18 protein-coding genes and 1 pseudogene are annotated in these 20,365 nt (G+C 74.2%); 8 read left to right on the top strand and 11 right to left on the bottom strand.

What is annotated here, in order from left to right; translation table 11 throughout:
• The first annotated feature begins 375 nt into the window (after positions 1 to 375).
• From AB0C84_RS27655 to AB0C84_RS27635, 5 genes and pseudogenes are all read left to right on the top strand, one after another.
• Positions 376 to 4,063 (top strand): annotated as a pseudogene (locus AB0C84_RS27655) (nitrate reductase subunit alpha).
• Between the two features lies 1 nt (position 4,064).
• Positions 4,065 to 5,669: a nitrate reductase subunit beta gene (narH, locus tag AB0C84_RS27650; RefSeq protein WP_361071997.1), complete on the top strand. Its 1,605-nt coding sequence runs from the start codon at positions 4,065 to 4,067 to the stop codon at positions 5,667 to 5,669.
• The gene (gene narJ / locus AB0C84_RS27645; protein WP_361071994.1) at positions 5,666 to 6,277 is read left to right on the top strand and encodes a nitrate reductase molybdenum cofactor assembly chaperone; all 612 of its coding nucleotides are present in this window, start codon (positions 5,666 to 5,668) and stop codon (positions 6,275 to 6,277) included. Before narH ends, narJ begins: the two co-directional genes overlap by 4 nt.
• Entirely contained in the window at positions 6,274 to 7,005 is a 732-nt protein-coding gene (gene narI / locus AB0C84_RS27640; protein ID WP_361071991.1) for a respiratory nitrate reductase subunit gamma, read from the top strand. Before narJ ends, narI begins: the two co-directional genes overlap by 4 nt.
• Before the next feature lie 151 nt (positions 7,006 to 7,156).
• Entirely contained in the window at positions 7,157 to 8,050 is an 894-nt protein-coding gene (locus AB0C84_RS27635) for an RNA polymerase sigma-70 factor (RefSeq protein WP_179842486.1), read from the top strand.
• Between the two features lie 30 nt (positions 8,051 to 8,080).
• Here the strand turns inward: AB0C84_RS27635 and AB0C84_RS27630 are convergent, their stop codons facing one another.
• A complete protein-coding gene (locus AB0C84_RS27630; protein WP_179842487.1) occupies positions 8,081 to 8,551 on the bottom strand; it encodes a CBS domain-containing protein in 471 nt (156 codons plus the stop codon).
• A 48-nt stretch (positions 8,552 to 8,599) separates the two neighbouring features.
• The gene (locus AB0C84_RS27625; RefSeq protein ID WP_361071987.1) at positions 8,600 to 8,866 is read right to left on the bottom strand and encodes a histidine kinase; all 267 of its coding nucleotides are present in this window, start codon (positions 8,864 to 8,866) and stop codon (positions 8,600 to 8,602) included.
• A 228-nt stretch (positions 8,867 to 9,094) separates the two neighbouring features.
• On the opposite strand from AB0C84_RS27625, the gene AB0C84_RS27620 reads away from it, so the two are divergent.
• Together AB0C84_RS27620 and AB0C84_RS27615 are read left to right on the top strand one after the other, a co-directional pair.
• Positions 9,095 to 10,033, top strand: a complete 939-nt coding sequence (locus AB0C84_RS27620; RefSeq protein WP_361071984.1) for a universal stress protein — start codon at positions 9,095 to 9,097, stop codon at positions 10,031 to 10,033.
• Between the two features lie 80 nt (positions 10,034 to 10,113).
• A complete protein-coding gene (locus AB0C84_RS27615) occupies positions 10,114 to 10,488 on the top strand; it encodes a CBS domain-containing protein (protein ID WP_361071981.1) in 375 nt (124 codons plus the stop codon).
• Positions 10,489 to 10,516: 28 nt separating this feature from the next.
• Here the strand turns inward: AB0C84_RS27615 and AB0C84_RS27610 are convergent, their stop codons facing one another.
• From AB0C84_RS27610 to AB0C84_RS27575, 8 genes are all read right to left on the bottom strand, one after another.
• Positions 10,517 to 11,341: a universal stress protein gene (locus AB0C84_RS27610; RefSeq protein ID WP_361072136.1), complete on the bottom strand. Its 825-nt coding sequence runs from the start codon at positions 11,339 to 11,341 to the stop codon at positions 10,517 to 10,519.
• Between the two features lie 103 nt (positions 11,342 to 11,444).
• Positions 11,445 to 12,086, bottom strand: coding sequence for a phosphoribosyltransferase (locus AB0C84_RS27605; protein ID WP_361071978.1), 642 nt, complete (start codon positions 12,084 to 12,086; stop codon positions 11,445 to 11,447).
• A 114-nt stretch (positions 12,087 to 12,200) separates the two neighbouring features.
• Positions 12,201 to 12,443: an acyl carrier protein gene (locus AB0C84_RS27600; protein ID WP_361071975.1), complete on the bottom strand. Its 243-nt coding sequence runs from the start codon at positions 12,441 to 12,443 to the stop codon at positions 12,201 to 12,203.
• Entirely contained in the window at positions 12,440 to 13,741 is a 1,302-nt protein-coding gene (locus AB0C84_RS27595; protein ID WP_361071972.1) for a dihydrolipoamide acetyltransferase family protein, read from the bottom strand. The genes AB0C84_RS27600 and AB0C84_RS27595 overlap by 4 nt, the downstream gene beginning before the upstream one ends.
• Complete coding sequence (locus AB0C84_RS27590; protein ID WP_361071969.1) at positions 13,734 to 14,762, bottom strand: alpha-ketoacid dehydrogenase subunit beta; 1,029 nt, start codon at positions 14,760 to 14,762, stop codon at positions 13,734 to 13,736. The genes AB0C84_RS27595 and AB0C84_RS27590 overlap by 8 nt, the downstream gene beginning before the upstream one ends.
• The gene (gene pdhA / locus AB0C84_RS27585; protein ID WP_361071966.1) at positions 14,759 to 15,814 is read right to left on the bottom strand and encodes a pyruvate dehydrogenase (acetyl-transferring) E1 component subunit alpha; all 1,056 of its coding nucleotides are present in this window, start codon (positions 15,812 to 15,814) and stop codon (positions 14,759 to 14,761) included. The genes AB0C84_RS27590 and pdhA overlap by 4 nt, the downstream gene beginning before the upstream one ends.
• Positions 15,811 to 17,601: an acetate--CoA ligase gene (gene acsA, locus AB0C84_RS27580; protein WP_361071963.1), complete on the bottom strand. Its 1,791-nt coding sequence runs from the start codon at positions 17,599 to 17,601 to the stop codon at positions 15,811 to 15,813. Before acsA ends, pdhA begins: the two co-directional genes overlap by 4 nt.
• On the bottom strand, positions 17,598 to 17,849 hold the full coding sequence (locus AB0C84_RS27575) for a DUF1876 domain-containing protein (RefSeq protein ID WP_179842497.1): 252 nt from the start codon (positions 17,847 to 17,849) through the stop codon (positions 17,598 to 17,600). Before AB0C84_RS27575 ends, acsA begins: the two co-directional genes overlap by 4 nt.
• 209 nt (positions 17,850 to 18,058) lie before the next feature.
• On the opposite strand from AB0C84_RS27575, the gene AB0C84_RS27570 reads away from it, so the two are divergent.
• The gene (locus AB0C84_RS27570; RefSeq protein ID WP_361071960.1) at positions 18,059 to 19,411 is read left to right on the top strand and encodes a nicotinate phosphoribosyltransferase; all 1,353 of its coding nucleotides are present in this window, start codon (positions 18,059 to 18,061) and stop codon (positions 19,409 to 19,411) included.
• Between the two features lie 7 nt (positions 19,412 to 19,418).
• Here the strand turns inward: AB0C84_RS27570 and AB0C84_RS27565 are convergent, their stop codons facing one another.
• Positions 19,419 to 20,270, bottom strand: a complete 852-nt coding sequence (locus AB0C84_RS27565; protein WP_361071957.1) for a universal stress protein — start codon at positions 20,268 to 20,270, stop codon at positions 19,419 to 19,421.
• Positions 20,271 to 20,365 lie beyond the last annotated feature (95 nt).

The following is a 20,365-nucleotide window of genomic DNA, read 5'->3' as shown; positions in this document are numbered from 1 at the left end:
GAATTCATCCTGAAGAGAGCATAAAAAAGAGGTCATGACTCTCGTTTTGACATGAAATTCCATTGCCGGTGATGAGATCGATGTCACTCGTTCCGGAGGGCGTTTCCGCGACCGCCCGCGCCACGGGACGTGCTTTCTGATGCGCCGATCGCCGATCGCGGCACGGATACGCCTGTCCGGACAATAGATGCACAGCGCAAGTATTGTCGTGGGCAATGATGGAGAGTAACGTCCAGCGATCGGTGGCTCGCGTGCCCGTCGACCTCCCGATCCGCGTCATGACCGCGTACTCCCCGGTCGTCGGCCCGCACGGTGGCCTTGGACCAGCGGGAAGGAGCGTCTGGCATGGCACTTCGTGGAGCCGGCGAGAAGGGAATGCAGGCGGCCGACGCCGCCGCGGAGCGATTGCCCCGGGCGGGCGGACTGTTACGCCGCGCCGTCACGACACCGGATATGCGCGCCGTATATCGCCCCGACCAGAAAGTGAATGATTCTCCCTATCGACAGCGCGCTGGGCGCACGACAAAGTGGTGCGTTCCACGCATGGAGTGAACTGCACCGGATCGTGCTCCTGGAAGGTGTACGTCAAGGACGGCATCATCACCTGGGAGACCCAGCAGACCGACTACCCGTCGGTGGGGCCCGACCGTCCCGAGTACGAGCCGCGCGGCTGCCCCCGGGGCGCGTCGTTCTCCTGGTACACCTACTCGCCGACCCGCGTGCGCCACCCGATGGCGCGCGGCGTCCTGGTGGAGATGTACCGGGAGGCGCGCGCCCGGCTCGGCGACCCCGTCGCCGCCTGGGCGGAGATCACCGGGGATCCGTCGCGCCGGCGGCGCTACCAGCGGGCGCGCGGCCAGGGCGGCCTGGTGCGGATCGGCTGGGACGAGGCGCTGGAGATCGCGGCGGCCGCGCACGTGCACACGATCGCCGAGCACGGCCCGACCGGATCGCCGGGTTCTCCCCGATCCCCGCGATGTCGATGGCCTCGCACGCGGTCGGCGCCCGGTTCATGGCACTGATCGGCGCGCCGATGATCTCGTTCTACGACTGGTACGCCGACCTGCCGATCGCCTCGCCGCAGGTGTTCGGCGACCAGACCGACGTCCCCGAGTCGGGCGACTGGTGGGACGCCGCGTACCTGATGCTGTGGGGCTCCAACGTCCCCGTTACGCGCACGCCCGACGCGCACTGGATGGCCGAGGCGCGCTACCGGGGCCAGAAGGTCGTCGTGGTCTCGCCCGACTACGCGGACGCGACGAAGTTCGCCGACGAGTGGCTGCACCCCCACCCGGGCACCGACGGCGCGATGGCGATGGCGATGGGCCACGTGATCCTCACCGAGTTCTTCGTCCGCGAGCAGGTGCCCTACTTCACCGACTACGTCCGCCGGTTCACCGACCTGCCCTTCCTGGTGGAGCTGGACGAGCGCGACGACGGCACGTCCGTCCCGGGCAGGTTCCTGACGGCCGCCGACCTCGGCGACGGCACCGGCGACGATGCCGATGCCGACCGGTGGCGCCCCGTCGTCCTCGACGCGGCGACCGGGCGGCCCGTCGCGCCGAACGGGACTCTCGGCGACCGGTGGTCCGACCGCGGCGAGGGCCACTGGAACCTCGACCTCGGCGGCATCGACCCCGCACTGACCTTCCACACCCCGTCCGGCGACACCGCCGAGATCCTGCTGCCGCGCTTCGACGCCGATCCGGCGGCCGCGGAGGCGGGGACGATCCGCCGATCGGTCCCCGTCCGCACGATCGGCGGGCGCCGGGTGACCACGGTGTTCGATCTCATGCTCGCCCAGTACGGCGTCCACCGCGAGGGGCTCGGCGGCGACTGGCCGGACGGGTACGGCGACGCGTCGCGGCCGTGCACCCCCGCCTGGCAGGAGACCGTCACGTCCGTCCCCGCGAGGGCGGTGATCCGCGCGGCGCGGGAGTTCGCGCGCACTGCGGAGAGGACCGGCGGCCGCTGCATGATCGTGATGGGGGCCGGGACGAACCACTGGTTCCACTCCGACACCGTCTACCGGTCGTTCCTGTCGCTGCTGCTGCTCACCGGCTGCCAGGGCGTCGACGGCGGCGGCTGGGCGCACTACGTCGGGCAGGAGAAGGTCCGCCCGCTGACCGGGTGGCAGCAGCTGTCCACGGCGGCCGACTGGGTGCGGCCGTCCCGCCAGATGGCCGGTACGCCCTACTGGTACCTCCACACCGACCAGTGGCGATGCGAGCGGCACCGCGCGGACGCCCTCGCGTCGCCGACCGGGCGCGGCCTGTTCGCGGGCCTGCACACCGCCGACCTCGTGGCGCGGTCGGCGCGGCTGGGCTGGATGCCGTCCTACCCGACGTTCTCCGCGAACCCCCTCGACCTCGGCCGGCGCGCACGCGAGGACGGGCGCCCGCCCGCGCAGTGGGCGGCCGCCGAGATCGAGGCGGGCCGGCTCCCGTTCGCCTGCGAGGACCCCGACGACCCCGCCAACTGGCCGCGCGTGCTGACCGTGTGGCGCGCGAACCTCATCGGCTCGTCGGCCAAGGGCAACGAGTTCTTCCTGCGGCACCTGCTCGGCACCGCCGACAACGCGACCGCGGAGCAGGCCGCCCCGGGCGACCGGCCCGCGGAGGTCGCCTGGCGGGAGGAGGCGCCCTGCGGCAAGCTCGACCTGCTGCTGGCGCTGGACTTCCGGATGACCTCCACCACGCTGATGGCCGACCTGGTGCTGCCCGCGGCGACCTGGTACGAGAAGCACGACCTGTCCAGCACGGACATGCACCCGTACGTGCACGCGTTCTCCCCCGCGATCAGCCCGCCGTGGCAGGCGCGCACCGACTTCGAGATCTTCCACGGGCTCGCGGCCCGGCTGGGCGAGCTGGCCGCCGGACGGCTGGACACCGCGCACGACCTGGTCGCCACCGCGCTGCAGCACGACACGCCCGGCGAGACCGCGCAGCCGGGCGGCGGCGTCCCCGACTGGCGGGACGGGCACCGCGCCGTGGCCGGGGTCAACCTGCCCGTCCTCACGCTCGTCGAGCGCGACTACACCGCGGTCGCCGACAAGCTCGCCGCGCTCGGCCCGGTCGCCGAGCGCGACGGCATGACGTCCAAGGGCGTGACCGTGCACCCGGGGCCTGAGGCCGGCTGGCTCGCCGCCCGGTCGGGCACGGCCGCCGGCGGCCCGGCGCGAGGCCGCCCGCTGCTGGACACCGACGTCAAGCTGTGCGAGGCGATCCTGGCGCTGTCGGGCACCACCAACGGGCGGCTCGGCGCCGAGGGGTTCTCCGCCCTGGCCCGGCGCTGCGGCCCGGGCACCGGTCTCGGCGCCCTCGCCGAGGCGGTCGCCGAACGGCGCATCGTCTTCTCCGACACCCAGCAGCGCCCCGTCCAGGTCAGCGCCAGTTACGAGTGGTCGGGGAAGGAGGCCCCCGACCGCCGCTACGCGCCGTTCACCGTCAACGTCGAGCACCGCAAGCCCTGGCACACCCTCACCGGCCGCCAGCACTTCTACCTCGACCACGACTGGGTCGCCGAGCTCGGCGAGCAGCTGCCCGTCTACCGGCCGCCGCTGGACGCCGCCATGGTGGGCGGCGCGCCGCCGCCCGGCGGCGGGCGGTCGGTGACCGTCCGCTACGTCACGCCCCACTCCAAATGGTCGATCCACTCGGAGTACCAGGAGAACCTCCTGATGCAGACGCTCGCGCGCGGCGGCCCGGTGATCTGGATGAGCGTGCCGGACGCCGCCGCGATCGGCGCCGCCGACAACGACTGGATCGAGGCGGTCAACCCCAACGGCGTCGTGGTCGCCCGCGCGGTCGTCTCGCACCGGATGCCGCCCGGCACGGTGTTCATGTACCACGTCCAGGAACGCCTGGTGAACGTGCCCAAGTCGCAGGCGACGGGACGGCGCGGCGGCGTCCACAACGCCCTCACCCGGCTGCTGATCAAGCCCACGCACCTCATCGGCGGGTACGGGCAGCTCTGCTTCGCCCCCAACCACTACGGCCCCACCGGCAACCAGCGCGACGCGGTCACCGTCATCCGCCGCCGCTCGCAGAACGTGGAGTACTGAGATGCGCGTCATGGCGCAGGTGGCCATGGTCATGAACCTCGACAAGTGCATCGGATGCCACACCTGCTCGGTCACCTGCAAGCAGACATGGACGAACCGGTCCGGCACCGAGTACGTGTGGTTCAACAACGTCGAGACCCGCCCCGGCCTCGGGTATCCGCGCGGGCACGAGGACCAGGAGAAGTGGAAGGGCGGCTGGAGGCTGCGGCGCGGGCGCCTCGTACCGCGCGCCGGAGGGCGGGCGCGGCGGCTGGCCCGGCTGTTCGCCAACCCCGAACTGCCGTCGCTGGACGACTACTACCAGCCGTGGACCTACGACTACGAGAACCTCACGTCCGCGCCCCTCGGCGACGACGTCCCCACGGCCCCGCCGCGGTCGCTCGTGGACGACCGCCCGACCGCGGTGACGTGGGGCCCGAACTGGGACGACGACCTCGGGGGCGGGCCGGAGCTGATCGGCGCCGACCCGATGCTGGCGAAGATGAACGAGCGGGTGCGGCTGGAGTACGAGCAGGCGTTCATGTTCTACCTGCCGCGCATCTGCGAGCACTGCCTGAACCCCTCGTGCGTCGCCGCGTGCCCGTCCGGCGCCCTCTACAAGCGGATCGAGGACGGCATCGTCCTCGTCGACCAGGACCGGTGCCGCGGGTGGCGGATGTGCGTCAGCGGCTGCCCCTACAAGAAGGTGTACTTCAACCACCAGACCGGCAAGGCCGAGAAGTGCACGTTCTGCTACCCGCGGGTCGAGGCGGGCGAGCCGACCGTCTGCTCCGAGACGTGCGTGGGACGGCTCCGCTACCTCGGCGTCATGCTCTACGACGCCGACCGGGTCGGCGAGGCGGCGAGCGTCCGCGACGAGCGCGACCTGTACGAGGCGCAGCTCGGCTGCTTCCTCGACCCGGACGACCCGGGCGTCGCGCGCGCCGCGGAGGACGCCGGCGTCCCGCATGACTGGATCACCGCGGCGCGCCGCTCCCCCGTGCGCGCGCTGATCTGCGATCACAGGGTCGCGCTGCCGCTGCACCCGGAGTACCGGACGATGCCGATGGTCTGGTACGTCCCGCCGCTGTCCCCGGTCGTCGACTCGCTGACGGCGGGCGGCCACGACGGCGAGGACCCGGTGAACCTGTTCGGCGCGATCGACTCGCTGCGCATCCCGCTGGAGTACCTGGCGAACCTGTTCACCGCCGGGGACACCGAGCCCGTCGAGGCCGCGCTCTGCCGGCTGGCCGCGATGCGCGCCCACATGCGCCGGATCAACCTCGGCGAGGAGCGCGACCCGCGGATCGCCGAGGCCGTCGGCATGGACGGGAGGACCATCGAGGAGATGTACCGCCTCCTCGCGCTGGCCAAGTACGAGGAGCGCTACGTCATCCCGACCGCCTACAACGGGTCGGTCCCCCGCGACGGCGACGCCGGATGCAGCCTGGAGGGCGACGGGCGGCCCGGCATGCTCGCGGACGGAGCGGAGGGGTTCCACGCTTCGCCCGTGCCCGAGCCCGCGGGCGCGTCCGCGCTGCGCGGCCGGATCAACCTGCTGAACTGGGACGGCCGCGGCCGTCCCGGCGGGCTGTTCCCGCGCAGGTCCGGGAAGGCGGACTCGTGACGCGGGCGCTGGCCTTCCAGGCGGGGTCGCTGCTGCTGTCCCATCCCGACCCCGAGACCTGGCACGAGCGGACGGGGGCGGTGCGGGCAGCCGCGCCGCTGCTCCAGGCCCGCCTCGCGGATCCGCTGCTGCGGTTCTGCGACGCCGTGGAGGGCGTCCCCTGGGTCGACCTCGCCGCCCGGTACTTCGCGACCTTCCACCGCACCCGGCGCCGCACCCTGGACCTGACCTACTACACCGACGGCGACACCCGCCGCCGCGGGGCGTCCCTCGCCCGCGTCAAGGCCGTCATGCGCGAGCACGGCTGGGAGCCCGGCGACGGCGGGCTGCCCGACTTCCTGCCCACCCTGCTGGAGTTCGCGGCGCGCTGCGGCGAGCCCGGGGAGCGCCTGCTCGCCGAGCACCGGCCCGCGCTGGACCTGCTGTGGCACGCCCTGGACGACCACGGCAGCCCGTACGCCGACGTTCTCCTGACGGTGCGCGAGGCGCTGCCGGGCGGTCCGACGCGCGCGGACCGCGCCGCAGTCCGGGAACTGGCCCGCACCGGCCCGCCCGCGGAGGCCGTCGGGCTGGAGCCGTTCACCCCGGCCGGAGGAGATCTCCGATGAACCATCTGAACATCGCCCTGTGGGGCGTCCCGCCCTACCTCGTCCTGGTGACCATGTTCGCGGGGACGGCCTGGCGGTACCGCTACGACCGGTTCGGCTTCACGAGCCGATCCAGCCAGCTCCACGAGTCGCGGCTGCTGGGGATCGGCGGGCCGCTGTTCCACTGCATGCTGCTCCTCGTCGTGGCCGGGCACGTGTCGGGCCTGTTCGTCCCGGAGAAGATCACCGACGACGTGCACGTCACCGAGCCCGAGTACCACGCCGCCGCGCTGCTGATGGGCGGGACGGCCGGCGTCCTGTGCGTCGCCGGGCTGGCGATCCTGCTGTACCGGCGGCTGCGGGTGCCGGCGGTGCGGCGCGCGACCTCCCGGAGCGACCGCGTGATGTACGCGCTGCTCGGCGCCGCCATGCTGGCCGGGCTCGCCGCGACCGCGTCCACCATGGCGAACCCCTACGACTACCGGCTGGGCGTCTCGGTCTGGTTCCGCAGCCTGTTCGGCCTCGACCCGGACGTGGCGGCGATGGCGGCGAGCCCGCTCGTCTACAAGCTCCACGCCCTCCTGGGCATGGCGCTTCTCGCGCTGTGGCCGTTCAGCCGTCTCGTGCACGCGTTCACCGCGCCCGTCGGATACCTGGTCAGGCCCTACATCGTGTACCGCTCGCGGGGCATGCGCCACGCGCGTCCCGCCGCGCGCCGGGCGTCCGGTTCCGGATCACCCGTCCGCTGAGGCGGCCGCACGGCGCACTGTGACGCAGCACACTCGCGCCGGTGTTATGGACGCGCCGCCCGCGGTGTCCTGTGGACGTCGGCGCCCTTCCCGAAGCGAACCGACCGGCCCGTCGGCCGGGGGCGCCGGATGCGCGGGAAAGGATGGACCCATGAGCGACAACGCCGCCGACCCTGCGACCGAGGCCTTCGTCGCCCACCGCAACCTGCTCTTCACCGTCGCCTACGAGATGCTCGGCTCCGCGGCCGACGCCGAGGACGTCCTCCAGGAGACATGGTTGCGGTGGGTCAAGGTCGACCTGGAGCAGGTGCGCGACCGGCGCGCCTACCTGGTCCGCATCACGACCAGGCAGGCGCTCAACCGGTTGCGCACGATGACGCGCCGCAGGGAGTCCTACGTCGGTCCCTGGCTGCCCGAGCCGCTGCTCACCTCGCCGGACGTAGCGGAGGACGTCGAACTCGCCGAGAGCATGTCCATGGCGCTGATGCTCGTCCTGGAGACGCTGGGGCCGACCGAACGCGCCGTCTTCGTGCTGCGCGAGGTCTTCGCCGTCGGCTACGAGGAGATCGCGGCCGCGGTCGGCAAGAGCCCCGCGGCCGTCCGCCAGATCGCCCACCGCGCCCGCCGGCACGTCGACGCCCGCCGGCCCCGCGAGGCGGTCTCGCAGAGCGAGACCCGGGCGGTCCTGGAGTCGTTCCGGCGCGCGCTCGACACCGGGGACCTCCAGGGGCTGCTCGACGTCCTCGCTCCCGACGTCGTGATGGTGGGCGACGGCGGCGGCCTCAAGCAGGCGGCGCTGCGGCCGGTCACCGGCGCCGAGAAGGTGGCCCGCTACATCATCGGCGGGACCGGCAGGGTGCCGAGCACGGTCACCGCCGACCAGACCGTCGTCAACGGCAACCCGGCGCTCGTCATGCGGCTGGACGGCGAACTCGACGGCGTTCTGGCGGTCCGCGTCGAGGGCGCCCGCATCACCGGCCTCTACTACGTCCGCAATCCCGAGAAGCTGACCCGCGTCGAGTCCGAGACCCCGCTCACGCGGTGAACCGCCGGAGGCGCCGGCGGCGCCGGCGGCTCAGCCCGCCGGCGGGCCGGGCAGGAGCCGGTCGAGGAGGTGCGCGACGGTGATGACGCCGATCATCGGCGCGTCGGTGCGGTCGGCCTCGCCGCTGACCGCGACGACGGGGCTGCGGTCGGCCGCCATGACGCTGGCGATCTCCATGACGGTGGCGTCGGCGTCGACGACGGGCAGTGCCTTCTGCCCCTCGACGAGCAGATCGGCGACGCTCTTCTCCCCGAGCCTGGCGCACAGCATGTCGGCATGGCGCTCGTCGTAGACCCGGGCCAGGGCGGGGTCGTCCCGGACATGCGGCGGGATGATCGACCGCAGCAGCTGCGAACCCGGGACCACCGCGACGGGCCGGCCGCCGGGGCCGACGACGATCAGACCGGCGAGGCGGTGCTCGGCCACCAGCCGGGCCGCGTCCAGCGCACTGCTGTCCGGGGTGACGGTCGGGTACTCGACGGCGAGGTCTCGTGCGCGCACGGCTCCAACGTAGCCGCCGGCGTCGCGGGCCCGCGCGCCGGGACGGGTTCAGTGGTCGGCGGTGTCCCGGTCCCGGGCGGCGGCGTGGAGGTCGAAGACGGCGCGGCGCAGGTCGTCGATGGCGTCGTCCAGTCCGGTGAGGGCCGCACGGACGCCCTGGCAGGCATGGGGGTCCTGGATGCGGGCCAGGGCGCAGTGCAGTTCCAGGCCGATGCCGAACAGCCGGCGGGTGATCTGGTCGGCCAGATCGTGGGCGACGCGCCGCGCGTCAGGCGATCCGCATGCGTGCCCGGGCGCAGGTGACGGATAGGTCATCCCTCTGCCCTCTGGACGGGGAGCGAACGGTACACGCAGGAGCATTCCCCCGACCGCACCCCGAACCACGCCCGCGAGGTAGTGGTTTGCGGGCATTTTGTTGATTCTGTCCGCAATCGTGAGTCCGGTTCCAGGGCCGAAGGTCCCTCGAACCCGGGACAGCGGCCCCTGCCCGCGCCTTTTCGCCCGGGGGAAGGCTGGACACACCGACAGGGGGAGGGATCGGCCATGAACGATCACGCGAGGACGGGCACCGTCCTGGTCGGGTACGACGGGTCGCCCGTCGCGGACGAGGCGCTCCGCTGGGGGGTGCGGGAGGCCCTGTTCCGCCACCTGCCCCTCACGGTCTGCCATGCCTGGCACTGGCCCTATCCGCTGCGCCAGCCGGACAAGGACACGCTGGAGGTCCTGCGCGGCGCGGGCGCGATCGTGGCGGACGAGGGCGTGCGCAAGGCCCACGGCCTCGCCGAGGGCCTGGACGTCCGCTGGCGCCTGGAGCGGGGATGGGCTTCGGCCGTGCTGCTGGAGGCGTCGCGCGAGGCCTCCCTGGTCGTGCTCGGCTCGCGGGGGCACGGCGGGTTCGACGCCCTGACGGTCGGCTCGACCGCGGTCCAGGTCGCGTCCCATGCCGACCGCCCTGTCATCGTCGTCCGGCCCGACCTGCCCGCCGCCCCGAAGGGCCGCGAGCGACTGGTGGTGGGCGTGGACGGCTCGACGGGCGGCGAGTCGGCCGTCGGCTTCGCCTTCGAGGAGGCCGCGCTGCGCGGCGCCTCGGTGACGGCCGTGTGCAGCTGGTGGGACCCGGCCGCGTTCCGCGGACCGGACCGCGTCCCCTTCAGCGATCCCCAGGTGATCAGGCGCGAGGCGATGGCGCGCTTCGAGGAGGACGTCGCGCCCTGGCGGAGCCGGTATCCGCAGGTGCCGCTGGAGACCGAGTTCGTCGTCGACACTCCGCGGGAGGCACTGGCCGGCGCCGCCCGCGGCGCGGCGCTGCTGGTGGTGGGCGCGCGCGGAATCGGCTCGGGGCCCCAGACGCTGCTCGGCCCGGTGACCCAGGCCGCGCTGCAGGAGGCGCCCTGTCCGGTGGCGGTGGTGCCCGCCGAAGGAGCCGGGCGGCGGAGGGCCGCCGAGACCGCGGGCGCCTCGGCGCGCGGCGGAACGGGCTGAGGGAGGCGTCCGGACGCCCGTCCGGGCCGCCGGAGCGACCGATCCGTCCGAGCGGGCGGTCCATCCAACGGGGAGGGAACATGCGGGTCAGCAACGTGTACCGGCCGACGGTCTTCACCTGCCGGGCGGACGAGCCGCTCGGCGACGTCGCGCGGCAGATGATCGAGAGGGAGGTCGGCGCGCTGGCGGTGCTCGACGGCGAGCGGGTCACCGGGATCATCACCGAGCGCGATCTGGCCGGGGCCCTCGCCTTCTCGGCCGACCCGGCCTCGCAGGAGGCGGCGGGCTACGCCTCGACGCGGGTCGAGACCGCCGCGCTGGACGAGGACGCGCGGGACGTCGCCCGCCGGATGCTGGAGGCGGGCATCCGCCACCTGCCGGTGGACGACCACGGGCGGCTGGTGGGGATGGTCTCCATGCGCGACCTGCTGGCGCTGGAGACCTGGGCGGCCTGAGCTCCGCGGCCCGGCGGGCGGACGGCCGTCAGGCGGGCCGGGCGATGAGCACCGGGCAGCCGCACCGGTGGATGACCGTATAGGTCACCGACCCGAGCGGCATGAGGGGATCCCTGTGGTCGTGGGGCCCGACCACGACCAGCTGCGCGCCGGCCGACACCCGGGGCAGGGCCTTGCGGGCGCTGTCGTTGACGACCTCGGCCGTCACCGGGACCTCGGGGAACCGCGTCCGCCAGCCGGCCAGCGCCTCCTCGATCCGCCGCTCCTCCGCCCGCCGGTGGCGCCGCAGGAGCGCGGCGAGTTCCGCGGAGTGCACCGGGTCCGGGACCTGGAAGAACCGGAAGGCGTGCACGACCCGCAGCGGCGCCCGCCACAGCGAGGCCTCCCGGAAGGCCTCGGCCAGCACCGCCCCCGCGGACGTCCCGTCCAGACCGGCGACGATCTCGGGGCGGCCGGTCGTCGGCTCGCGCACGGCCGACGCGAGCGCCACCGTGACCGGGGAGTGGGCCGCGACCTTGAAGGCCACCGAGCCGAGCATGAGGCCGGCGAGGCCGCCGCTCCCCCGGGTGCCGACGACGACCATCCCGGCGTCCCGGGCCCGCGCGACCAGCGCGCTCGCCGCGTCGCCCTCGACCAGCTCGCCCGTCGCCTCGACGCCTTCCACGCGGCGGCGAACCCGCTGCTCGGCGCGGTCCAGCAACCGCCGCGCCTCGTCCCGCTCGGGCCCGTTCCCCCGCCCGGCACGAGGCTCCGGAAGGGCATGCAGGAGCCGGAGTGCGACCCGCCGGACCCCGGCCTCGCCGGCCGCCCAGTCCAGCGCCCGGGTGCCGGCCTCCGACCCGTCCACCCCCACCAAGATCGGACCATCCACCGAAATCCCCCCAACCGAAGGTCCATGCCGCGCGCCCCCGAGGACCACCGCTCCTACGAGATGCTGCCCCGATCCGCCCCCGGGCTCACGCGGTGTGCTGGGACGCCCGTTCGAGCAGCCTGGCGGCCTCCACCTCGGAGACCGGCGCGAAGTCCAGGTAGAAGTCGCTCGCGGTGACGAAGAACGTCGGCGAGAGCGGGCACACCACCTCGTCGGCGACGGTCCACAGATGGTCGACGGTGTCGGGCGGCGCCGCGGCCACGGCGAAGACGACCCGCCCGGCGCCCTGGGCCCGGGCGTCGCGGCACGCGACCTCGGCCGCGAGGCGGCCTGCCGCTCCGTCGTCGACGACGATGACGTCGCGGCCCGCCGGCGGGAGGCTCGGCCGCCGCCCGCGCAGCCGGAGCCCGAGGGCCCGCGCCTCGACACGGGCGTCCCGCTCCAGCTCCCGGATCCGCGTCTCCCCGGCCCCCGACCGCCGGACGGCCTCCTCGTCCAGGACCCGCGCCGGGCCCTCCGCGACCGCGCCCACCAGGACGCCGGGAGGCCCCGGGACGACGAGCTCGCGCACGACGAGCGCGTCCAGCGCGCAACCGAGCCGCGCGGCGGTCTCGGCCGCCACCGGGACGCCGCCCCCGTGAAGGCCGAGGACCCGGACGTCACCACCCGTGTACCGCCGCAGGTTGGCGACGAGCTGCCGCCCCGCGTCCTGCCGATCGGAGTACATCGCCCCACCTCGTTCGCCGGCTCTTCACCCACCAGCATTCGATGGGGGCGTCGGTGGTTCCAGTGCGCATCGGCCCTCCCCCGGGCCGACCTTCGTCCCGGCCCTTCCCGGCGGTCAGGCCCCGCGGGTGAGGTAGGCGACGCAGCCGTCCAGTGTGGCCAGCTCCGGATAGTCGTCCTCGTCGATGCGCAGGCCCGCGGCGTCGCTCAGCCCCTCGACGAAGCCGAGGAAGTCGAGCGAGTCGAGGCCGAGGTCCTCGCGCAGGTCGGCGTCACCGCCGACCGCCGAGGCGTCGATGTCGGGCGCCGCCTTCTCCAGCGAGCGAGCGGCCAGGTCTCGTGCCTGCCGGGGTGTCACAGCTCCTCCGGGCTCTGCAGCAGCCGGTCCACGGCCTCCAGGAGGCGCGCGCCCGTGTGGCCGTCGCTGGCGCGGTGATCGGCGGCCAGCGTGGCGGTGACCACCGGCCGGACGCCCAGCAGCCCCTCCACCGCCCACGGCCGCTGGACGATCTTGCCGAAGCCGATCAGGGCCACCTGGGGCGGGAAGATGACGCCGGTCACCGACTCCACGCCCTGGTCGCCCAGATCGGTGACGGTGATCGTGGCGTCGGCCAGCTCGGAGCCGCGCAGCCGGCCCGTCCGGGCGCGCACCAGCATCTCCTTCAGAGCGGCCATCAGCTCGTCCAGGGACAGATCGTCGGCGCCGCGCAGGGTGGGGGTCATGAGCCCGCCGCCGCGCAGCGCGGTGACGATGCCGAGGTGGACGCCGTCCCCCTGGACGAACGCGTCGTCGAGCCAGTGCCCGTTGAGCTCGGGGACCTCGCGGGCCGCCAGCGCGCTCGCCCTGAGCAGCAGCGCGGCCGGGAGGAGGCGCTTCGCCACCGGGAGCTCGCGGTTGCGCGCCCAGAGCCAGGCCGTCGCGGCGCTCATGTCGATGGTGGTGCCGAGGTAGTAGTGCGGGATCTCGCGTTTGCTCCGGGCCATGAGCTCGCCGATCGCCCGCCGCATCGCGGCCTGCCTGCCCGCCTTCGCGGGAGGCGGGGCCGCCGCCTTCCGGCGCGGCCGCGCGGGCGGCCGCGGCGTCCCCGCGGCGGCGCGGACGTCGTCGGCCCGGATGGCGCCGCCGGCCCCGGAACCGCGCACCCGCCCCAGGTCGACGCCGAGCTCACCGGCGATCCGGCGGGCCATGGGCGACGCCTTCGGACGGGACGCCGGGCGGGCGGCCCGCTCGACGTCCGCGCGGACGACCCTGCCGTCGTGGCCCGTGCCGTGCACCGAGGCCACGTCGACGCCCTGTTCCTCGGCCAGCCGCCGGACGAGCGGAGTCGCCGCATGCCGGGGCTCGGGAGCGGGAGCGGGAGCGGGAGCGGGAGCGGGCTCCTCGCTCACCGGCTCCGGGGCCGGCGGGGCCTCCGGAGCCTCCGGAGAGGTCAGGCGGGCTAGCGGGGCCCCGACCGGGACGCTGGTGCCTGGCTCGACGAGGAGGGCGTCGACCACGCCGTCGTCGAAGCACTCCACCTCGATGTCGGCCTTGTCGGTCTCGACGACGGCGACGGCGTCGCCCCGGTTCACCCGGTCCCCCGGCCCGACCAGCCATTCGGTGAGGGTGCCGCGGTCCATGTCGGCGCCGAGCGAGGGCATCGTGAAGTCAGGCATCGCCGCTCACCACCCGGTGCGCGGCGGCGACGACGTCGTCCGGCTGCGGCACCGCCGCCTCCTCCAGGTGCCGCGGGTACGGGATGGGGATCTCCGCGCCGCACACGCGGGCGACCGGCGCGTCGAGCTCGTAGAACACCTGCTCGGTGACGCGGGCGCTGATCTCCGCGGACAGGCTGCCCGACCGCCACGCCTCGTCCACCACCACCGCGCGGTGGGTGCGGCGGACCGAGTCCATGATCGTGGCGTCGTCCAGGGGGCGCAGCGACCGCAGGTCGAGCACCTCGGCCTCGACGCCCTCGGAGGCGAGCCGCCCGGCCGCCTCCAGGGTCTTGTGCAGGGTGCCGCCGTAGGTGATCAGGCTGACGTCCGAGCCGGGCCTGCGCACGGCCGCGCGGTCGATGTCCACCGCCCCGGCGCCCGGCGGCAGCTCGCCGGACAGGGTGTACAGCGACCCGTGCTCGAAGATCAGGACGGGGTCGGGGTCCGCGAGGGCGGTCCACAGCATGCCGCGGGCGTCCTCCAGGGTCGCGGGCGCGACGATCCGCAGACCGGGGATGTGGGTGTACCAGCCTTCGAGGCTGTGCGAGTGCTGGGCGGCCAGCTGCCGGCCCGCCCCGGTCGTCATCCGGATCACCAGCGGGACGCCGAACTGCCCGCCGGACATGTGCGACAGCGTCGCGGCGTTGTTGAGGATCTGGTCGAGCGCGAGCAGGCTGAAGTTCACCGTCATGATCTCCACGATGGGGCGCATGCCGGCGAGGGCCGCGCCGATGCCCGCGCCGACGAACGCCGACTCCGACAGGGGCGTGTCGCGGACCCGCTCGGGGCCGAACTCCTCCAGCAGGCCGAGGCTGACGGCGAAGCAGCCGCCGTAGCGCCCGACGTCCTCGCCCATCAGGAACACGCGCTCGTCCTTCGCGAGCGCCTCCCGCAGGGCCGCCCGCATGGCCTCCCGGTAGGTGATGCCGCCGTTCGCGCCGGCCGCCGGAGCGCCGGGAGCGGTCCGGGTGGTGGTCATGGCCGCACCGCCCTCTCGGAGTAGACGAAGCGGGTCAGGTCGGCGACCGGCTCCAGCGGGGCCTTGCGCGCCGCCTTCACGGCGCCGTCGATCTCGGCGGCGATCTCCTTGTCCATCGCGGCGAGGTCGTCGCCGCCGAGGTCGCCGTCGGCGCGCAGCCGGGCGGCGAGCGCGTCGATCGGGTCGCGGCGCCTCCACTCCTCGATCTCGGCCTTGGTCCGGTAGCGGTCCGGGTCGTACATCGAGTGGGCGCGGTACCGGTAGGTGCGCATCTCCAGGAAGTGCGGGCCGCCGCCCCAGCGCACCGCCTCGGCCGCCCGCCGCGCGGCCGCGGAGACGGCGAGCGCGTCCATGCCGTCCACGGCCCACGCCACCAGGCCGTACGACGAGGCGCGCAGGGCCAGGTCGGTCTCGGCGTGCTCGCGGGCGAGCGCGGTGCCCATCGCGTACTGGTTGTTCTCGCAGACGAACAGGACCGGCAGGCGCCAGAGCGCGGCCAGGTTCAGGCATTCGTGGAACTCGCCCTCGGCGGCCGCCCCGTCCCCGAGGAAGCACGCCGTGACGCGGTCGGCGCCGCGCATCCGGTCGGCGAGCGCCAGCCCGACCGCGAGCGGCAGCCCGCCGGCCACGATGGCGTTGCCGCCGTAGAACCGGGTCGCCGCGTCGAACAGGTGCATCGAGCCGCCGCGTCCGCGGCTGCAGCCGGTGGAGCGGCCGAACATCTCCGCCATGATCGCCTCGGCCGGGATCCCGCGCGCCAGGGCGTGCCCGTGCTCGCGGTAGGTGGTGACGACGGCGTCCTCGGGGCCGAGCTCCGGCATCACCCCGGCGGCAACGGCCTCCTCGCCGATGTACAGGTGCATGAACCCGCGGATCTCGGCCGCGCTGTACAGCTCGACGCAGCGCTCCTCGAAGCGCCGGATGCGCAGCATCTCGTGGAGCAGGCTCCGGCGCTCCTTCGCCGCCGCATCCCGCGCCGGCCCGCCCGCCGTCCGGGCGGCCTCCCCAGCGGCGCCGCCGGGCTCGGTCTTCACCGTCTTCTTCGTGGTCATGGGCTCTGCTCCAGTGTCGACACGTCCCCTTCGGGGAGCCCGAGCTCGCGCGCCTTCAGCAGCCGCCGCATCACCTTGCCGCTGCGGGTGTGCGGGAGGTGCCGGTCGAACGTGATCTCCTTGGGCGCCAGCGACGCCAGCCGCCGGCGGCCGAAGGCGATCAGCTCGCGGCGTGTCTCCTCGTCCGGCTCGTAGCTCGGGCGCAGGGTGACGAACGCCTTGACGACCTCGCCCGCGACCGGGTCCGGCCGTCCGATGACCCCCGCCTCGGCGACGGCCTCGTGCTCCATCAGCGCGCTCTCGACCTCGAACGGGCCGATCAGGTGCCCGGCCGACTTGATCACGTCGTCGGCGCGGGCGACGAACCAGTAGTAGCCGTCCGCGTCCCGGCGGGCGATGTCCCCGGTGAGGTACCAGCCGCCGGCGAAGGCCCGGGCGTAGCGCGCGTCGTCGTGCAGGTAGCCGCGGAACATCGACGGCCACCCGGGCCGCAGCGCGAGCTCGCCCTCGGCCTCCGGGCCGCGCGCCACGGTCACCCGCCCGCCGGCCGACACCCGCGCGCGCCCGTCCGGGCCGCGTTCCAGCAGCGCGGCCTCCACGCCGGGCATCGGACGGCCCATCGAGCCGGGCCTGATGTCCATGGACGCGTAGTTGCCGATCATGATCGCGCCGGTCTCGGTCTGCCACCAGTTGTCGTGGACGGGCAGGCCGAACGCCTCCACGCCCCACACGACGGCCTCGGGGTTGAGCGGCTCCCCCACGCTGGCGACGAACCGCAGGGCGGACAGGTCGCGGTCGCGCGCCGGGCCGGACCCGTACCGCATGAGCATCCGCAGCGCCGTCGGCGCCGTGTACCAGACCGAGACGCGCTGCTCCTCCAGGATCCGGTACCAGCGCCGCACGTCGAACTCCGCGGCGTCCACCAGCAGCGTCGCGCCGTGGGTGAGCGGAGCGATGATCCCGTAGGAGGTGCCGGTGACCCAGCCGGGGTCGGCCGTGCACCAGAACACGTCGCCGCGCTTCAGGTCCAGCGCGTACGCCGCGGTCGCGTGATGCGCCACGACCGCCTCGTGGACGTGGACCGCGCCCTTGGGCCGTCCGGTGGTGCCGCTGGTGAAGTGCAGCAGCGCCATGTCCTCGGGGCCGGTCGGGGGGATCTCGAAGTCCGCGGCGGCCTCGTCCATGACCTCCCGGTAGGAGACCGTGCCGGGCGGCGCCCCGGACCCGCCGACGATCAGCACGTGCCTCAGCTCCGGCAGCTCGTCCCGGATCTGAGCGATCTTCCTGGTGTACAGGTCGAGGCTGGTGACCAGCACCACCCCGTCCCCGAGGCGGAGCCGGTCGCGGATCGGCTCCGGCCCGAACGCGGGGAACAGCGGCGACAGGACGCTGGTGTTCTTCAGCGTCCCGAGCGCCGTCACGTACAGCTCCGGAACGCGTCCCAGCAGGGTGAACACCCGGTCCGCCTTGCGGACTCCGAGCGCGCGCAGCACGTTGGCGAACCGGCAGGTCTCGTCCCGCAGCCGCGCGTAGGTGAGTTCGGTGACCCGGTCGTGCCGGTCCAGGCAGCGCAGCGCCACCCGGCCGGCGAGCGGGCCCTCGGCGTGCCGGTCGACCGCCTCGTGGGCGATGTTGAGGCCCCGGCCGCCCGGAAGGCCGTCCATGGCGGCGCGCGCCTCGTCCCAGCGGAAGCGGACGTAGACCTTCTCGTAGTCGTCCAGGTTCGGCGGGAGGACCGGCCGCCCGGCCTTGGCGATGGGGTCCCAGCGTGGTCCGGCGACGTTCACGAAGGTCCCGCGAACTGGGCGATGTCCTTGTCGGCGACCCCGTGGAGCCGGCCGGCCAGATCGGCGAGCGCCCGGCTCACGGCGAGCTCGTCGCCGATCTCCGGGACCTCGCGGTCGGCCGGGTTGCGGCGGGCGTGCCCGCGCCCGGTGGTCCTCTTCTCGCCGCCGCTGAACAGGACCGCCTGCGCGACGGTGTCCGAGCCCTCCTCGGTGATGTAGAGCTCGACGCTCCACTCCTTGGCCTTCATGACGAACCTCCTTCGCTCGGCCGTTCACCCTCCATCGTCGGAAGGGGGCTGGGGCGCCCCTAGGGGCGGAAGTCCCGAATCCGCTGATCAGAGCGTTGGGAAGGGACCTTCGGCCCCGGTCCGCGGGACCGATGGGGGCGGGCGGCCGGGCCCGGGCGGGGAAGGCTCGACCCGTACCGGGGCGGATCGACGGGCGCGAGGACGGACCTATGAGCGGCGGACTGCTGACCGACCTGTACGAGGTGACGATGGCGGCGAGCTACCTGCGCCGCGGCATGACCGGGGCGGCGACGTTCAGCCTCTTCGTCCGCAAGCTTCCCCCCGACCGCGGTTTCCTGATCGCCGCCGGGCTGGAGGACTGCCTGTCGTTCGTCGAGGACTACCGGTTCTCCCAGGAGGATCTCGACTACCTGGCGGTGGAGCAGGGATTGGACGACGCCTCGCTGCGCGCTTTCGAGCGCCTCCGGTTCACCGGTGAGGTCCGGGCGGTCCCCGAAGGGCGCGTCGTCTACCCGGGCGAACCGCTTCTGGAGGTCACCGCGCCGATCGCGGAGGCCCAGCTGGTGGAGACCGTGCTGCTGAACCACGTCACGTTCCAGACCACGGTGGCCACGAAGGCCGCCCGCTGCGTGCGGGCCGCCGCCGGTGCGCGGGTCATCGACTTCTCCTTCCGCCGGACGCAGGGGGTCGACGCCGCGATGGCCGTCGCGCGGGCCTCCTACCTCGCCGGCTTCGCCGGCACCAGCAACGTCGAGGGCGCCCGGCGCTACGGCATCCCGGCGACCGGCACGATGGCCCACTCCTACGTCGAGGCCTTCCCCGGCGAGGGCGAGGCGTTCGCCGCCTTCGCCGCCGACTTCCCCGACCGCACCACGCTGCTGGTCGACACCTACGACACGCTCGCCGGGGTCGAGGCGGCCATCCGGACGGCCCGCCGGGCCGGGCTGCCGTCCCTGGCGGGGGTCCGGCTCGACTCCGGGGACCTCGGCGACCTGGCGGTCAAGGCGCGCTCCATGCTGGACGGGGCCGGCATGACCGGCACGCTGATCGTGGCCAGCGGCGGGCTGGACGAGCACCGGATCGCGGACCTCGCCGCCGGCGGCGCGCCGATCGACGTCTACGGGGTGGGGACGAAGATGGGCGTGTCCGCGGACGCCCCCTATCTCGACAGCGCCTACAAGCTCGTCGCCTACGCGGACCGGCCGGTGATGAAGCTGTCCACCGGCAAGATCACCGCACCGTGCGCCAAGCAGGTCTACCGGGGCGCGGACGGCGACGTGGTCGCGCTGCGGGACGAGCCCGCGCCGGACGGCATGGAGCCGCTGCTCGTCCCCGTCATGGAGGCGGGGCGCCGCCTCGCCGGACCGGACCCGCTCGATGCCGTGCGCGAACGGTGCGCCGCCGAGATCGCCGCCCTTCCCGACCGGATCACGCGGCTTCGTGACCCCGAATCCCGTCCGGTCCGGCTGAGCGCGCGCCTCCGGCGAACCCGGGACCGGCTCTACGCGGAACTCGCCGCCGGGCACCGAGCCGCCGGCGCAGACCTTCCCAAGTGGCAGTGACGGCGGCCTACCGGGGCCCGCCGACGAGGGCGACCGGGCACTCGGCGTGATGGATCACCCCGTGGCCGATGGAGCCGAGCCGGAACAGGCCCCAGCGGTGCGGGTGCGCGCCGACGACGACCAGGTCCGCCGCCCGCGACGCCCGGACCAGTTCGGACACCGGGTGCCCCACGAGGACGTCGTTGACCACGTCCACCAGCGGATACCGCTCGTGGAGCGGAGCGTAGGCCTCGATGACCCGCGCCCGCCGCTCGTCGTTCAGGCGCTCCTCGTCGAGGGCGTAGGCGGCTTCGGCCATGTCCACGGACAGCTGCCACGCGTGCACGACGCGCAGCCGCACGCCGCGGACCGCGGCCGCGTCGAAGGCGTACCTGAGCGCCTCACCCGGCTCCGCGGCGACGTCGTGGCCCACCACGACCTCGCCGCGATCGGCGGCGCCGTCACGCACGATCACCAGCGGGACGGCGGTCCGCCCCGCCATGCGCAGCCCGACCGAGCCGAGCGGGAGCCCGGGGAAGCCGCCGTGCCCGCGGTGCCCGAGCACCAACTCGAACGCCTTCTCCGACTCGTCGCGCAGCGCGTCCGGCGTCGCGTTGACGACCAGGGCGGTCGTCACCCGCAGCTCCGGCCGGCGCTCCAGGACGCGGCGCTCGGCCTCCAGCAGCACGGCCCGCCCGGACGGTGAGGTGCGCTCGGCCGCGTCCGGCGGGACGAAGCGCCGGACCTGGTACGGCCAGATCTCCGCCGCGTGGACGATGCGCAGCGGCCGGTGCCGCAGCGCCGCCTCGCCCGCCGCCCAGTCGACGGCCCGGCCCGCGGCGGCGGACCCGTCGGTCCCCACGACGATCGGTGCGGACATGGCCCCTCCGGCGATCACCCGTCTTCTCACGGCCTCCTCCCAGCCTTCGCGCCCGGCGCCGGCACGGGCCAGGGACCAAGGTCCGCCGCGGCGGG

The organism is Actinomadura sp. NPDC048955, from assembly GCF_040649435.1.
GTDB classification, from domain to species: Bacteria; Actinomycetota; Actinomycetes; order Streptosporangiales; family Streptosporangiaceae; genus Spirillospora; species Spirillospora luteofluorescens.
The sequence above is the reverse complement of the archived record's forward strand: the minus strand, read 5'-3'. Positions and strand labels throughout refer to the sequence as shown.